General features: G+C 77.2%; 7 protein-coding genes. 5 read left to right on the top strand and 2 right to left on the bottom strand.

All coding sequences use genetic code 11. The features are described 5' to 3' along the window. The first annotated feature begins 14 nt into the window (after positions 1–14). The 4 genes from OU787_RS30390 (at position 15) to OU787_RS30375 (ending at position 10,707) form a co-directional block, all read left to right on the top strand. Entirely contained in the window at positions 15–869 is an 855-nt protein-coding gene (locus tag OU787_RS30390; protein WP_268661300.1) for a DUF4132 domain-containing protein, read from the top strand. Beyond that, positions 866–4,216: a hypothetical protein gene (locus OU787_RS30385; protein WP_268661299.1), complete on the top strand. Its 3,351-nt coding sequence runs from the start codon at positions 866–868 to the stop codon at positions 4,214–4,216. Before OU787_RS30390 ends, OU787_RS30385 begins: the two co-directional genes overlap by 4 nt. Positions 4,217–5,992: 1,776 nt before the next feature. Further along, positions 5,993–7,129, top strand: coding sequence for an ATP-binding protein (locus tag OU787_RS30380; protein WP_030458319.1), 1,137 nt, complete (start codon positions 5,993–5,995; stop codon positions 7,127–7,129). Between the two features lie 5 nt (positions 7,130–7,134). Then, the gene (locus OU787_RS30375) at positions 7,135–10,707 is read left to right on the top strand and encodes a DUF5682 family protein (protein ID WP_442788585.1); all 3,573 of its coding nucleotides are present in this window, start codon (positions 7,135–7,137) and stop codon (positions 10,705–10,707) included. Here the strand turns inward: OU787_RS30375 and OU787_RS34675 are convergent. Next, positions 10,605–11,474: a hypothetical protein gene (locus tag OU787_RS34675; RefSeq protein WP_327059434.1), complete on the bottom strand. Its 870-nt coding sequence runs from the start codon at positions 11,472–11,474 to the stop codon at positions 10,605–10,607. The genes OU787_RS30375 and OU787_RS34675 overlap by 103 nt on opposite strands. A gap of 236 nt (positions 11,475–11,710) precedes the next feature. On the opposite strand from OU787_RS34675, the gene OU787_RS34670 reads away from it, so the two are divergent. Beyond that, positions 11,711–12,538, top strand: coding sequence for a hypothetical protein (locus tag OU787_RS34670; RefSeq protein ID WP_327059433.1), 828 nt, complete (start codon positions 11,711–11,713; stop codon positions 12,536–12,538). A gap of 158 nt (positions 12,539–12,696) precedes the next feature. Here OU787_RS34670 and OU787_RS30365 read toward each other — a convergent pair whose 3' ends face one another. Then, positions 12,697–14,874, bottom strand: coding sequence for a M4 family metallopeptidase (locus tag OU787_RS30365; RefSeq protein WP_268661298.1), 2,178 nt, complete (start codon positions 14,872–14,874; stop codon positions 12,697–12,699). Positions 14,875–14,950: the final 76 nt, after the last annotated feature.

The raw sequence follows: 14,950 nt of genomic DNA, 5'->3' as shown, positions 1-14,950 counted from the left end.
GGGAGGGCGTCGTCGTGGCGTGGGTGGCAGCGGGTGACTACGAGGTCGCGCTGGAGGGGGACGGGAAGGTCGCGTGCCGGAACGCGGCCGGGCGCCGGTTGAAGGCGGTGCCGTCGAAGCTGAAGGACGACCCGGCGGTGGTCGGGCTGCGGCAGCTCGCGGAGTGGCTGGCCGGGCACGAGCGGCAGTGCCTGGCGGACGTGGAGCGGTGGATGGTCCGCTCGCTGCCCGTCCCGGCCGCGGTGCTGGTCGCGGTGTGGGCGGACGAGGCCTGGCGTTCGGTGCTGCGCGACCTGGTGGTGACGGGTGCGGACGGCGCGGTCGCCGGGTTCCTGCGCGACGCCGATCCGGAGCGCGGCATCGGCGTGGTCGACCTGGACGGCGACACCGTCCGGCTGGCCGATCCCGAGATCCGCGTCCCGCACCCGGTGGTGCTGCCCGACCTCGACGAACTGCGGGAGTTCGCGGCCGAGTTGGGCGTCACGCAGCGGCTCGGGCAGCTGCACCGGGAGGTCTGGCACCGCCCGGCCGACCACGACCCGGCGGCCACCCGGGTGGATGCGTACGCGGGCGGCCGCTACAAGGAGCTGCGCGAGCTGCTGGGCCGCTGCGCCCGGCTCGGGTACCGGGTGCGGGGCGGGTACGCGGTGGTGCCGCTGGTCGAGGGTGGGCGGGCGCTGGAGGCCCGGCTGTGGGTGGGCGACTACTACGAGTACGACGAGTGCGAGACCGGGCCGCTGAGCTGGGCCGCCCCGGACGGGCGGCTGCTGCCGCTCGCCGAGGTGGGCCCGGTGGCCTGGTCCGAGGGCATGCGGATGGCTGCCGCGCTGCACGCCGGCCGCACGATCGAAGGGGAGGAGTCGGCATGACGGGGAGCACCCTGACCGACGCGCAGTACACCGAGCGGCTGCTCGACGCGGGGGCGGTCCTGCCGGCCGGCACGGCGACCCGGGACGACGGGGCCGACGGGGCGGACCGCACGGTGGACGTGCTGACCGCCCGCGGCTACCGGCACCCCGGGCTGGACGGGCGGACCGTGGTCCGGCTGGTGCCGGGGGCGCTGGGCGCCGCCGAGGACCTGGCGGCGGAGTTCCTGGGCCTGCGCCCGGCCGCCGACCCGGTCGAGGTGGGCCTGGTCCGGCAGGAGGCGCTGGGCTTCCCCGCCTGGGCGCTGGTCCACGACCCGGCCAACGGGCACCACGCGCTGGCCGTGGTCAAGGAGATGGAGCGGCTGGCCCGCCAGGCCAAGTCCAAGCCGGGCCACGCCAAGGACGGCTTCGAGGAGCTGGCCACCCGCCTCGGGCGGGCCGTCCCGCACTTCCTGCCGACGTACTGCGAGCAGGTCGGCCGGATCTTCCTGGAGCAGGGCAACCAGACGTACGCGGCGATGTTCTTCGGCCGGGCCCGCGAGGCCGAGCGCACCCACGGCCTGGAGGTCGACGAGGAGCGGCTGCGCGCCGTCTTCCTGGAGTTCGCGCTGAACGGGGCGCTGACCGTCAAGGCGCTGCGCCAGTACGTCAAGGAGCTCGCCGCCCGCTCGGACGCGCTGACCGCCTGGCAGCGCTTCCGCCAGCTGTGCACCGAGCGCTCGGCGGCCGGCATGGCCCCCTACGCGGGCATCGCCGAGGACGCCCGGTCGCTGATCCGGGCCGCCGGGCTGGACCAGCGCGAGCAGGAGCAGGCGCTGATCACCGAGCTGCTGGCCTCCTCGGCGGTCGGCCGCACCCCGTCCGCCGTCTGGAAGGCCTGGCGCGCGCCGCTGGTCGAGGCGGCCCGCCGGGACACGGCCGTCCGGGCCCGGCTGCTGGAGATCCTGCCCGACCCGTCGGGTGCGAAGGACAACGCCGCCGTCGACGCCGAGTGGCTGGACATCCTGCGCGACAGCGGCGCCGAGGAACTGCTGACCGGCCCCCGGGAGGACGGCGCGGAGCCCGCCGCGCGCTGGCTGCAGCGCTGGACGGCGCACCTGAACCGGGGCTGGCGGGCCCGCTCCGCCTGCGAACCCACGCTGGAACTGGCCGCCCGGATGGTGGAGCGGCTGCGCGCCGACGCCGTCCCGGTCGAGCTCCAGCAGAACCACCCCACCGCGCTCGACCTGCTCGACCTGCTGCTCGCCGCGGGCGTCCCGGTCGCCGACCCGTCGTCCGGCCCGTCCTTCCAGCTCGCCCCCTGGCTGGCCGGGGAGCGCCCCGGCCGCCGCGACCTCACCGCGGTCGCCGCCGACCCCCGGTTCCGCCCCGCCCTGCGGCAGGCCGTCGCCCCCGTCTGGGGCGAGGCCGCCGCCGACCGCCTCGCCGCCCTGCAAGAGCAACTCCCGGCACTGCACGAGCTGTTCGTCGAATGGGCGGACAACTGGGCCGAGGAGCTGGAGGCCACCCGCGGCCTGGCCGGCCTCCACCGCCTGCTGACCGGGCTGTCCCGGTTCCGCCCCGCCCTGGCCCACGCCAACCCGGCCGCCGCCGCCCGGATCGCCGGCCTCGACATCGCCGCCCGGCTCGGCCGCACGCTGCGCGCCGGCATCCTGGACGAACTCGGCTGGCCCGCCCTGGAGGAGGGCCTGCGCCGGCTCGGCTACGACTACTCCGCCGGCGCCCCCGGCCGGGTCGTCCCCAAGGACCTCCAGGTCGAGAACGCCTGGCCGGAGCTGGTCCTGGTCCGGCACGACAAGGCCGTCGTGGTCGGCCCCGAGGGCATCCTGCTGGAGCACGACCTGCGGGTCCCCGCCGGCCTGTCGCGCTGGCACCGCCCCCGGCTGCGCTACGTCGACGGCGAACTGCTGGTCGCCTGGATCGAGGACAACGAGCAGCGCGCCTACTGGTCCGGCCGCCCGGACCGGCAGTTCACCCTGACCGGCGAGCGGATCGTCTCCGGCTACCACGGCGCGCACAGCCTCAACCCGCTCTCGCTGCCGCTGCCCGGGGGCGGCCGCGCCACCGGCGGCCGGGTGCTGCACGCCGGCGACACCGCGATGCCCGACGAGCAGGAGGTGTACGGCGACGGCACCGGCCACTGGGTCCGCCGCTACAGCAACGGCCGCCCCGTCCTCACCGAGTACGACCCGCAGACCGGGCAGCACGGCCGGACGTCCGTCCCGCCGCTGTTCGCCGCCGGCGGCGAGAACGGCACGCTGCGCCCCGAGCGCTCCCGGCTGCTGCCGCTGCAGCCCGGGCTGGAGCGCACCCCGCTCGGCACCGACGGCACCGTGCTGGGCGGCGCGGTCCGCTCCGAGGGCGGCCGGACGGTCTTCCGCGGCGTCGACGGCCGCCGGGCCGAACTCTCCTGGACCGGCGTGCCCCGGTACGTCCCGGTCGGCCTGCTCACGCTGCCCGGCGACCCCGCCCCCGTGCTGGCGGAGACCACCCGCGACCTCGACCTGATCGACCCGGACGGCGACGGCCGCCCCGGCGACGTGCTGTCCGGCGTCACCGTCCTCGCCCCCGGCCGCCTGGACGCCGCCGGAACGGCCCTGGTGCCGCCGCTGGAGTTCTGGCACGCGCTGCGGCTGCGCGACGAGGCCGGATCGAAGCTGCTGCGCGACCTGACGGACCGCCAGGCGTTCGAGCTGATCGAGGCGGGCTGGCCGGTGGACGCGCCCGACACCGAGCCGGCCCGCCGGCCCGAACGGCTGCTGATCCAGGGCACCGTCCGGCAGCTCGCACAGACCTCCGCCGCCACCGCCGTCCCGCTCACCGCGACCGCCGACCTGCTCCCCGGCCTCACCGACCCGCTGCTGCTGGCCGGCGTCGCGGGCCTGGTCCGGATGGCCACCGACGCCGCGACCCGGGCCGCCCGCTTCGTGCCGCTGCCGCAGCCCGGATCCGAGGCCGGTGCCGCCGCCGGGCGCCCCGCCGAACCCCCGCGTACCGGCCCGAGCACGGCCGGGACGGCGAGCTGGACGAGGCGCTCAAGGAGGCCTTCGGCAGCGTCGACGGCTTCCGGACCTGGAACCACTCCACCGACCGCTGGCACGTGCTCGGCAACCTGCGGACGGTCGCCGAACTGCTGGCCGCCGGACCGGCGGAGCAGCCGGCCGACTGGACCTCCGGCTCCGTGCCGCTCGCCCCGCCCGGCCGGCACGACGGCGAGGGCCTGCGGCTGCCGCTGCTCGGCGGCGACCACTACGGCTGGGCGCCGCTGCTCGGCCGCACCGCCGCCATGGTGCTGGCCGCGGCCTCGCCGCTCACCGGCGAGCCGGCCCGCGCCTCGCTGCTGCTGATGCTGTCCGAACTCACCTCCGGCCCGTTCGCCGACCGCGGCCCGGCGTTCCGTCAGGTCACCCTCGGCGAGCAGGGCGACCGGCACGGATCGACCGCCCGGATCGGCCAGGTGCTGCGGCGCGGCGGGCGCACCGTGGTGGTGCTGGCCTGCCGCCGCTACGGCGAGGAACTGCAGTGGGAGGCCCTCGACCACGACCCGTCCGGCGCGTTCGGCCCGATCGGGCACTTCACCGTCGTCCGGGAGCGCCGGGTCCGCGACGAGCTGCCCGCCGCCTGGATCGCCCGGTTCGCCGAACTGCTGCGCGCCCACGGCCCGGTGGCGTGGCGGCCCGAGCAGGCCGCCGCCTTCGATGCCGCCACCGGCATCGGCCTGGCCCGCGCCACCCTGCTGCTCGCCGCGCCCCCCGGCCGGCTGCGCCGCTACGGCGGCCCGGTCCCCGCCGACCGGCTCGCCGAGTACGGCCTGAAGAACGCCCAAGTCGACCCGGCGCGGCGCTGGCTGCACGAGACCGGCTCCGCCGACCTGGACGCCGTGCTGGCCGCGCTGCTGCCCGCCGACCCCGCCGAGCTGTGGACCACCGGCCTCGACGCGGACGCCGCCGCCGCGTGCTGGACCGCCCGCCGCGGCCGCCTGGTCACGCTGCCCGACGAGGTCCAGGCAACCGTCAACGGCGCCGACATCTCCACGATCGAGGACCTGCTGAACCCGGCCGCCACCCCCTGGCTGGCCCGCACCACCGTGCAGCGGGTCCGCACCACCGGCTCCGGGCTCGAACTCGCCGCCGACGACCCGCGGGCACTGCCCAGCGCCCGCACCCTGTCCGGCGCCGTCCGGGCGCTGCGCTGGCTGGCCCACCAGCTGCCCTACGGCTCGGAGTTGCGCCCGCTGCTGCCCCCGGCCCTGGCCGCGGTCCGGGCCCGGATCGCCGACCCCGGCCTGCTGCTCGACCTCGGCTCCTACTCCAGCGTCCGCGACCGCACCCTCCCCGACGTGCTGCGCGCCCACTTCGGCCTGCCGGAGCAGGGCACCGTGCGCAGCGAGCAGCCGGTGGCGTGCGGCGAGGCGATCGTGCTCGCCCCGAACCCGTACGGCGAGCGGGCGTACCTGCGCCCGGCCGCGCTCACCGGGGCCGACGACCCGCTGCTCGACCTGCTGGCCGGCCTGACCGTCCAGCACTACGGCCACGACGACCTGGAGGCGCTCCGCGCCCTGCTCGGCGAGGACCTGAACGCCCTCGTCACGCACGGTAGTTCGGCCGACGAACCGGCCGGCTGGCCGCAGGACCCGCAGCGCAGCGCTCCCGAGCTGGTCGCCGAGGTGGCCGCCGCCACCGGCCTCGGCCCGGACGCCGCCGCCCTGTACCTGCAACTGCTCGCGCTGCCCGACCCGACCGACCGCAACACCGTCCGCTGGACCGGCTGGAAGCCCGCCCGCACCAAGCGGGCCCGGGCCGAACTCGCCGCCACCGACCTGGTGCTGGAGGCCAAGCGGTCCCGGGCCGGCCGCAGCCTCTTCCTGCCCGGCGGCTGGCAGGAGTCCAAGGCCCCCGGCCTGCCGGTGGAGGTCTGGAAGGCCGGCCTGTACGGGATCCCGGCCGGCCTGGTGATCCTGCCGCCGGTCGCGGCCCCCGAACTGTTCGCCCGCGCCTGGCGCCGGATCACCGCCGGCGACCGCCCCGGCTACGAGCAGCTCGTCACCAACACCCGGGGGAGGAAGCGCAGTTGACCTCCCGAACCGCCCACTCGACGTCTCCGTGGAACAGTGAGGACCAGGCATGAGCACCACCCCCGCGCCGGACCGGCAGATCGTCCCGCCCGAGGAGAGGTACGCCGCCGAACTGGAGTTCCTCGCCGCGTACGACAGCGGCCCGCGCCCGCCGGGCTGGCGGCTCACCCCGCGCGCCGTGGTCACCTTCGTGCTGGGCAGCGACGGCGCGAAGCTCAAGCACGGCCGCCGGAGCCTGGCCGTCGAGCGGAAGTTCGTCGGCGAGCGCGCCCTGGTCGAACGCTGCGTGGTCACGCTGGCCGGCGAGCGCGGCCTGCTGCTGGTCGGGGAGCCCGGCACCGCCAAGTCGATGCTCTCCGAACTGCTCGCCGCCGCCGTCTGCGGCACCAGCGCGCTCACCGTCCAGGGCACCGCCGGCACCACCGAGGACCAGCTCAAGTACGGCTGGAACTACGCCCTGCTGCTCGCCAAGGGCCCCAGCCGGGAGGCCCTGGTCCCCTCGCCGGTGCTCACCGCGATGACCGGTGGCGCGGTCGCCCGGGTCGAGGAGGTCACCCGCTGCCTGCCCGAGGTGCAGGACGCCCTGGTCTCGCTGCTCTCCGAACGGCGGATCGCCGTCCCCGAACTCGCCGGCAGCCCCGACGCCCAGCTCCACGCCGCCCCCGGCTTCACCCTGATCGCCACCGCCAACCTGCGCGACAAGGGCGTCTCCGAGATGTCCGCCGCGCTCAAGCGGCGCTTCAACTTCGAGACGGTCGGCCCGATCGGCGACCTCGACGCCGAGATCGACCTGGTCCGGCGCCAGTCCACGGCCGCCGTCGCCCGGGCCGGCGCGCCCTACGCCGTCGACGACGCCGTCCTGGAGGCCCTGGTCACCGCCTTCCGGGACCTGCGCACCGGCCGCTCCGTCGAGGGCTGGGACGTCGAGCGCCCCTCCACCGTGATGAGCACCGCCGAAGCCGTCTCGGTCGCCACCGCGCTCGGCGTCACCGCCGCCTACCTGGACGGCGACGGCGACGTCCTCGGCCGCCTGCCCGGCCAACTGGTCGGCGTGGTCCGCAAGGACGACCCCGCCGACGCCGCCCGGCTGCTCGGCTACTGGGACGGCGCCGTCCGCCGCCGCGCCGAACGGGGCTCCGCGACCTGGCGCACCCTGTGGGACCTGCGCCCGGAACTGGGGGACTGACCCCCGTGACCCCCGCGGCCACCGACCTCTCCCCCGATTCCCCCGATTCCCCCGATTCCCCCGCTGAGGGCCTGGCGGCCCTCGCCGCCTCCGGCACCGACCGGCCCGGGCCGCACCTGATCGGCGTCCGCCACCACGCCCCGTCGGTCGCCGCCGTCCTGCCCGCCCTGCTCGACGCGGCCCGGCCGGACGTCCTGCTCGTCGAGCTCCCCGCCGAGTTCCAGCCCTGGCTGGACCTGCTCGCCGACGCACGCACGCAGGCCCCGGTCGCCCTCGCGGCCGCCGCCCCCGAGGAGGGCGCCACCCCGGCCTTCTACCCCTTCGCGGACTTCTCCCCCGAGCTCGCCGCCCTGCGCTGGGCCGCCGCCCACGGCGTCCCCGCCGTGGCCTGCGACCTGCCGCTCGCCGCGGGCCTGCCCGGCGGCGGCCGGAACGGGAACCCCGGCGGGGACCGCCCGCCGGGCCTCGCCGAGGCGCTGCGCCGCCGCCTGACCGGCCGTCCGGACGAGGACCTCTGGGACCGCCTGGTCGAGGCCCCCGCCCCCGGCTGCACCCCGGAGGCGGTCCGGCGGGCCGCCCTGCTGGTCGGCTGGGCCCTCCGCCGGGACGCCGGCACCGTCGACCCGCACGACCTGCGCCGCGAAGCCTGGATGCGGGACCGGATCCGGGACGCCGCCACCGGCGGCCGCCGGGTCACCGCCGTCGTCGGCGCCTTCCACGCCCCGGCCCTCCTGCCCGGGCCCGCGCCCTCCGAGGCTGCCGCCGCGGGCCGGGGCACCGACGGCGGGGCCGAGACCCCCGCTCCCGCCGGGGTCGTCGTGTCGTTGATCCCGTACACCTACCCGTTGCTGGACGCCCGTTCCGGGTACCCGGCCGGGATCCGTGATCCCGAGTGGCAGCACGGGGTGCTGGCCGCCGGCGGGGATCCGGGGCGGCTCGCCGAGCAGCTCACCGGGGCCGCGGTGCGGGTCTGCGGGGCGCTGCGCGGGCAGGGGCATCCGGCCGGGCCCGCCGATGCGCGGGAGATCGTCCGGCTGGCCGGTGACCTGGCCCGGTTGCGGGGGCTGCCCGCGGCGGGGCGGGGAGAGCTGGTCGAGGCGGTCCAGACGGTGCTGGCCCAGGGCGAGCCGCTGGGTCGCGGCCGGGCCGTGGCCCGGGCGCTCGAACGGGTCCTGGTCGGTACCCGCACCGGCCGGCCGACTCCGGCGGCGCCGCGGAGCGGTCTGGGTCCGGCGGTCGAACTGCTGGCGACGGAGCTCGGCCTGCCGGGGCCGGACGACGCCGCCGAGCCGGCGCCCCGCGACCTGCGGCTCGATCCGCTCCGTTCGCCGCTGGACGCCCGCCGCGAGCTGCTGCTGCGCCGCCTGGGGGTGTGCGGGGTGCCGTACGGCGAGCAGCTCGCCGTCGTCGGGGCGGGCGGGACCGATGCCCTGGGTTCCCGTTGGCGGGTGCGGTGGACGCCCGCGGTCGCGGCCATGCTGGCGGTCGCGGGGGTGCGCGGGGTGACGCCGGGTCAGGCCGCGGAGGGCACGCTCCGCGAGCGGCTGCGCCGGGAGGACGAGGAGGGCGGGCCGACCGCCCGGCAGGTCGTCGACGGCCTCGCCGCCGCCGCGGACTGTGCGCTGCCCGCGCTGGCGGGCGCCCGGCTCGAACAGCTCGCCGAGCGGCTGCCCGCCGTGGCCACGCTCCCCGAACTGCTGGACGGGCTGGCCCTGTTGGACCGGTTGGCGGCCGGCCACCTGGCCGGGCAGGAGGCGGTGGCGCCGCTGCTCGGGCGGGTCACCGAGGCGGCCGGCCTGCTCACCGCCGCCGCCGTCCGCGGGCTCGACGGCCTGCTCGGTTCGGACGAGCCGGCCGACGCCCGCGCCCTGGTGGAGTTCGCCCGCCGGGCCGACCCGGACGGCGGCCTCCGGCTCGGGCACACGCTGCGCCGGCTCGCCGACGGCGGTTCGCCGCTGGTGCGGGGCGCGGCCGGCGCGGCCCGGGTGCTGCTGGGCCACCAGCCGCCCGCGGCCCTCGGCGAGCGGGTGGTCTCCTGGGTGGACGCCGCGTCCTCCCCGACCGGCCGGGCCGCGCTGGGCCGCGCCCTCACCGGTCTGCTCACCGCCGCGGAGGGCCTGCTCGCCGCCGCCCCGGCCGCGCTGGAGCCGCTGCTGACCCGGGTCACCGAGCTGTCCGACGACGCCTTCCTGGAGCGGCTGCCCGCGCTGCGCGGCGGCTTCGACGCCCTCAGCCCCGCCGCCCGGGACCGGCTGCTCGCCGTCGTCGAGGAACGCCTCGGCACCCACGTCGACACCCTGCCGGCCGACCTGGCCCCGGCCGCGCTCGCCGCCTGGGCCCGGGCCGACCTGACGGCACGTCAGGCGCTCGCCGCCAGGGGGCTGCTGCCCGAAACCCCCGCCGTGGCCGAACTCCCGCCGCCTGCTCGTTCCCCGTCCGTCCCCTCCACCCCTTCCGCTTCCCCGTCCGCCCTGCGGCCCGCCGACCGCTGGCGGCTGGTGCTCGGCCGGCCCGGCAGCGGGGCGGAGCCGGGCGGGCGGGCGGCCCGGCTGGCCCTCGCGCTGGACGAGCTGTACGGCACCGGGCGGGGCGAGGGCTCCGGCCCCGGCCTGACCGGCGGCGACGGCGGCGGCCGGGAGGCCCCGTACCCCGGGGTCCGCGAGTGGGCGGAGGAGTTGACGGCCCTGTTCGGGCCGGGCATCCGCGAGGAGGTGCTCGCGGCGGCGGTCGCCCACGGCCGCACGGACGTCCTGCCGGCGGTGGACCCGGACGCCGTCCGCCCCTCCGTCGAGCTGCTGCGCACGGTGCTGCAGCACGCGGGCGGCCTGCCCGAGTCGCGGCTGGCCGCGCTGCGCCCGCTGGTGAAGCGGCTGGTGGACGAGTTGGCGCGGGAGCTGGCCAGCACCCTGCGCCCGGCGCTGACCGGTCTGACCCTGCCGCGGCCCAGCCGCCGCCCCGGCGGGCGGCTCGACCTGGACCGGACGATCCGGGCCAACCTGGCCGGTGCCCGTCCGGGGCCCGACGGCGCTCCCCTGATCGTGCCCGAGCGTCCGGTCTTCCGGACCAGGGCGGGCCGGGCCAACGACTGGCGGCTGGTGCTGGTCGTCGACGTGTCCGGCTCGATGGAGGCCTCCACCGTCTGGGCCGCGCTGACCGCCTCGGTCCTGGCCGGCGTCCCCGCGCTGACCACGCACTTCGTGGCGTTCTCGACCGAGGTGGTCGACCTGAGCGGGCAGGTCGAGGACCCGCTGGGGCTGCTCCTGGAGGTGCGGGTCGGCGGCGGCACGCACATCGCGGCGGGTCTGCGGTACGCCCGCGGCCTGGTCACCGTGCCGTCCCGGACCCTGGTCGTGGTGGTGAGCGACTTCGAGGAGGGCTATCCGCTCGGCGGCCTGCTCGCCGAGGCCAGGTCGCTGGTCGGCGAGGGCTGCCACCTGCTGGGCTGCGCCGCCCTCGACGACACCGGCCGGCCCCGCTACTCGCAGGCCGTCGCCGGACAACTCGTGGCGGCGGGCATGCCGGTGGCGGCGCTCAGCCCGCTGGAACTGGCCCGCTGGGTGGGGGAGAAGATCGCATGACGGAGAACGCAACGGGTGCCCCCGCCGGGTCGTGGCCCGCCGTGTCGGCCGAGGTCGTCGCGGAGGTGGTGTCGGCCCTGTCGGAGCGGCTGCGCAAGCGGCTCGACGGCGCGGCGGCCAAGCTCGCCGCCCGGCCGGTCGTCCGGGCCGGTGACGAGTGGACCGTCCGGATCGACGAGGAGGCGGTGCTCGTCCTGCGCGCCCCCGGCGGCACGGTCCGCGCGGCCGCCGACGTCCGGTGCACCTGCCTGCTGGCCCCCGGCTGCCTGCACCGCGCCGCCGCCGTCACCGCCGCGCCGCTGGCCGAACCCGAAACCGGGGCTGGTGGCGGGGCCGAACCGCCTCCGGCCCCGGAGGCCCCGGACACCGGAGCGGCGCAGGAGCCGCTCACCCCGGCCGAGGCCGAGGCCGTCCACCGGCTGCGCCGGGCCGCCGCCCACACCCTGGCGGCGGGGATCAGCGGCGCGGGCAGCGTCGTCCAGGCGGAGCTGCTGCGCACCGCCCACCAGGCCCGGCTGCTCGGCCTGCACCGCCCGGCCGCCCTGGCCACCACCGTCGTCACCCGGCTGCGCGCGGCCCGCGCCGCCGAGCCCGACCACCGGCTCGCCGACCTGGCCGCCGCCCACCGCGACCTGCTCGACGCCACCACCGTCACCGCCGCCACCGACCCGCGCACCCTGCGCGGCACGGCCCGGCAGACCTACCGGGAGGTCGGCTCGCTGCGCCTGTACGGGCTGTTCGCCGAACCGGTGGTGACCGCGACCCACGCGGGGGTCGCGGTCTGGACGGTGGACGCCGACGGCACCCTCGCCACGGTCTCCGAGGTCACCCCGCACGGCGACCCCGCCGAGGCGGCCCGGCTCGCCCGGGCCGCGGCCGACCGGCCGCTGCGGCTCGGCGAGACCTCCCTGACGCACCGCGACCTGGCCCGGGGCGGCCTGATCCTCCGGGGCGCCACCCGGACGGCCTCGGGCGGCTCGGCGCGGGCGCCGGGGTCCGCGCGGTGGGCGCCGCCGGGGCCCACTGGCACCAGCCGCCGGTGGCCCGGCTCTGGGAGGTCCCGGCCGGGGCCCAGGTCGAGCGCGCCCTGCGCGCCGAGCGCACCCCGTACGAGCTCCGGGCCGCCGGGTCGGACCTGCTCTTCCTGGACGTCACCCTGCTCGGCGCGCGGACCGTCCCCGGCTCGGCCGCCCCGCTGCTGTTCGCCGACTGCGCGGGCCTGCCGGTGGCGCTGCTCGCCGCCCAGGGCCATCCGCGGCTCGCCTTCGCGGCCAATCTGGCGCTGCTCGCCGCCGTCCCCGGCCTGCGGCTGCGGATCGTCGGCCGCCTGGAGCGCGCCGCCCACCCGCGTCTGCACCTGCTGGCGGCCGCCCCGGCCCCGGAGTCTGGTCCGGGGCCGTCCCTCGCCCTTCCCGAGGCGTACCGGCAGCGGGTCAGCCTCGGCTTCGACGCGTTGCAGCACGCCGACCTGCCGCCCGCCCCGGCCGGCCCGGCCGGCGCTCCCCCGGCCGCCGACCTGGCCCCGCAGCCGCCGCTCCACCTGCTGGCCCGTCCGCTCGAACAGGCCGTCACCGGCGGCCGCAGCGCCCTGTCGGCCCGGCTCGCCCGGAGCGCCGCCGGGGAGGAGGCCCACCTGCGCACCGCGGGCCTGGCCACCGCCGGGCACCTCCTCACCGCGCTGCGCGCCGCCGCGGCCGACCAGCGGCGCGACACCTTCGGCCGCCTGCGCACCGACGACCACCACGCCTACGCCACCGCCTGGTTGGCCGCCGCCGCCTACCGGGAGGAACTCGCCACGGCCCTGTGCGCCGCCGCCTGGTCGGCCGGCTGACCGGCACCGCCCGGAACGCGGCGGCCCCGTGGCCGGACCCTGCCCCAGGAGGGTCCGGCCACGGGCTGCCGCCTCCGTTGCCACCCCGCGCGAACGCGGCAGTCCTGCGGCCGGAGCCGTCCCACGACGGGTCCGGCCGCAGGAGTGTGCGGGACCGGTCAGCCGATGGCGACGTCGTCGATCAGGAAGACGGTCGCCAGGTAGGCGTCCTCGGTGCCGGCGAACTCCAGCTTCACGCTCCGGCCCTTGTAGGCGGACAGGTCGACGGTCTTCTGGACGTACCCGGCCGAGGCGTTGGCGTTGGAGTAGGTGGCCAGCGTGGTGCCGTTGACGTTGACCTTGAGGGTGTCGTAGGCGGTGGCACCGCTCTCCTGGGTGCTGACCTTCAGCCAGAAGGTGAGCTTGGGGCTGCCGGTGGCGGGCACCGCGATGTTCGACTGGGACAGGGACTCGATCGCGGAGGTGCCGTAGCCCATCATCCAGGCGTACCAGGAGCCGCCGTGCGCGGCCTGGAGGGTGGAGTTGGTGATGTCGTTGTCGCTCTGGGTCCAGCCGGCGGTGCCCTGCTCGAAGCCCCCGTTGGTCAGCGCGTTGCCCGGGTTGGGGTTGTCGGTGGACGACGGGGACGGGGACGGGGAGGGGCTGGTGGAGGTGGAGGGCGACGGGGAGGGGCTGCCGGTGCCCGGGTCGGGCAGGGCGGTGCCGACGCTGACGGCGGCCCACGCCTTGGAGACGAGGTACCGCTCCTGGGAGTTGGTGCCGTACAGGTCGGCGGCGGCCTGGAGGGTCGCGGTGCGGGCCGAGGAGTAGGTGGTGGTGGAGGTCATGTAGGTGGTGAGCGCCCGGTACCAGACGGCCGCGGCCTTGTCCCGGCCGATGCCGGAGAAGGTGTCGTTGTTGCAGGTGGTGCCGTTGTGCGGGAGGCCGCCGATGGTCTTGGCGCCGGTGCCCTCGGCGGTCAGGTAGAAGAAGTGGTTGGCGATGCCGGAGGAGTAGTGCACGTCCACCGAGCCCGCGTTGGAGCTGTAGCAGGACAGCGAGTTGCCGTCGACGGCGGGGTTGTCCATCCGGCGCATGTAGCCGCCGGGCATGTTGAGCTTCTCGCCGATGTAGTAGTCGCCGGGGTCGGAGCTGTTGTTGGCGTAGAACTCGACCATGGTGCCGAAGATGTCGCTGGTGGCCTCGTTGAGGCCGCCGCTCTCGCCGGAGTAGTTGAGGTTGGCGGTGGCGGCGGTGACGCCGTGGCTCATCTCGTGGCCGGCCACGTCGAGCGCGGTGACGGGGGTGTTGCCGTTCTGCGAGGAGCCGTCGCCGAAGGACATGCAGAAGCAGGAGTCGTCGTAGAACGCGTTCAGCAGGCTGCTGTCCACGTGCACGTAGGCGGGCGCGCCGCGGCCGTCGTTGCGGATGCCGGAGCGGTTGAACGTGCTCTGGTAGAAGTCCCAGGTCTTGGCCAGGCCGTAGGAGGCGTCGACGGCGGCGCTCTCCCGGCTCGAAGTCGAGCCGGTGCCCCAGGAGTTGGTGGTCTTGCTGAAGGTGCGGGCGTTCTGCTTCGGGTTGGACTGCGGGCTGTTGTACGAGTCGTAGACGATCGTGCCGCCGTGGGAGGCGTCGGTGAGGGTGTAGCCGGTGCCGGACTGGGTGGTCTCGATGGAGACCTGGCCGACGGTGACGCCGTTGCCGGTGCCGGTGACGCCCTGGTGCAGTTCGTACTGGTCGAGCGGCGCGCCGCTGCCCGCGTCGACGATCACCGCCTCCCGGGAGCCGGGGCCGCTCTCGCCCTCGCCGGTGACGGTCGAGCGGTACGCGAGGACGGGGACCTTGCCGACCGCGTACACCACCAGGGTGCTGCCGTCCGCGGCTTCGGTCCTGGCGTTCTTGACGTGCTTGGCGTGCTTGACGGCCGCGGCCGAGGCGTCGGAACCGCTGAGCTTCGGCGTGGTGCCCGCGACCTTGATCGCGCCCTGGTGGGCCCAGGTGGTCGAGGTGGACTTGCCGTTCTTGTCGTAGTGCACGACCAGGTCGCCGCCGATGACGGGCAGGCCGCGGTAGGTGCGGTCGTAGCGCACGTGCCGGGCGCCGTCGGTGTCGACCAGCACGTCCTTGGCCACCAGGCGCTCGTCCGCACCGAGGCCGAGTGCCTTCGCCACGGCGGCGGCCTCCCGGTCGGCGGTGCGCAGCGCCTCGGCGCGGACGTCGGCGCTCACCGCCTTGAACCCGGCGCCGGGTCGGGCGGTGGAACTGGCGGCGGCGGTGGACTGGGTGGCCACCACGGTCACGGTGCCCAGGGTGAGGGCAGCCGCCACGGCGGCCGCGAGGGCGTTCTTGCGGGACATCGGATTCCTCCCGCCGAGCTGGGGTTGAGGGGGAGGGCCGCGGGACGTCGTCGGGGGTGGGGGCGTCCGGCGGCCG

Source organism: Kitasatospora sp. YST-16, assembly GCF_026802215.1.
GTDB lineage: Bacteria > Actinomycetota > Actinomycetes > Streptomycetales > Streptomycetaceae > Kitasatospora > Kitasatospora cineracea.
The sequence above is the reverse complement of the archived record's forward strand: the minus strand, read 5'-3'. Positions and strand labels throughout refer to the sequence as shown.

What these genes read in the sequence shown, in the direction of transcription:
- OU787_RS30385 (WP_268661299.1), top strand. Translation starts at nt 866, where the DNA reads ATGACGGGGAGCACCCTGACCGACGCGCAGTACACCGAGCGGCTGCTC.
- OU787_RS30380 (WP_030458319.1), top strand. Translation starts at nt 5,993, where the DNA reads ATGAGCACCACCCCCGCGCCGGACCGGCAGATCGTCCCGCCCGAGGAG.
- OU787_RS30365 (WP_268661298.1), bottom strand. Translation starts at nt 14,874, where the DNA reads ATGTCCCGCAAGAACGCCCTCGCGGCCGCCGTGGCGGCTGCCCTCACC.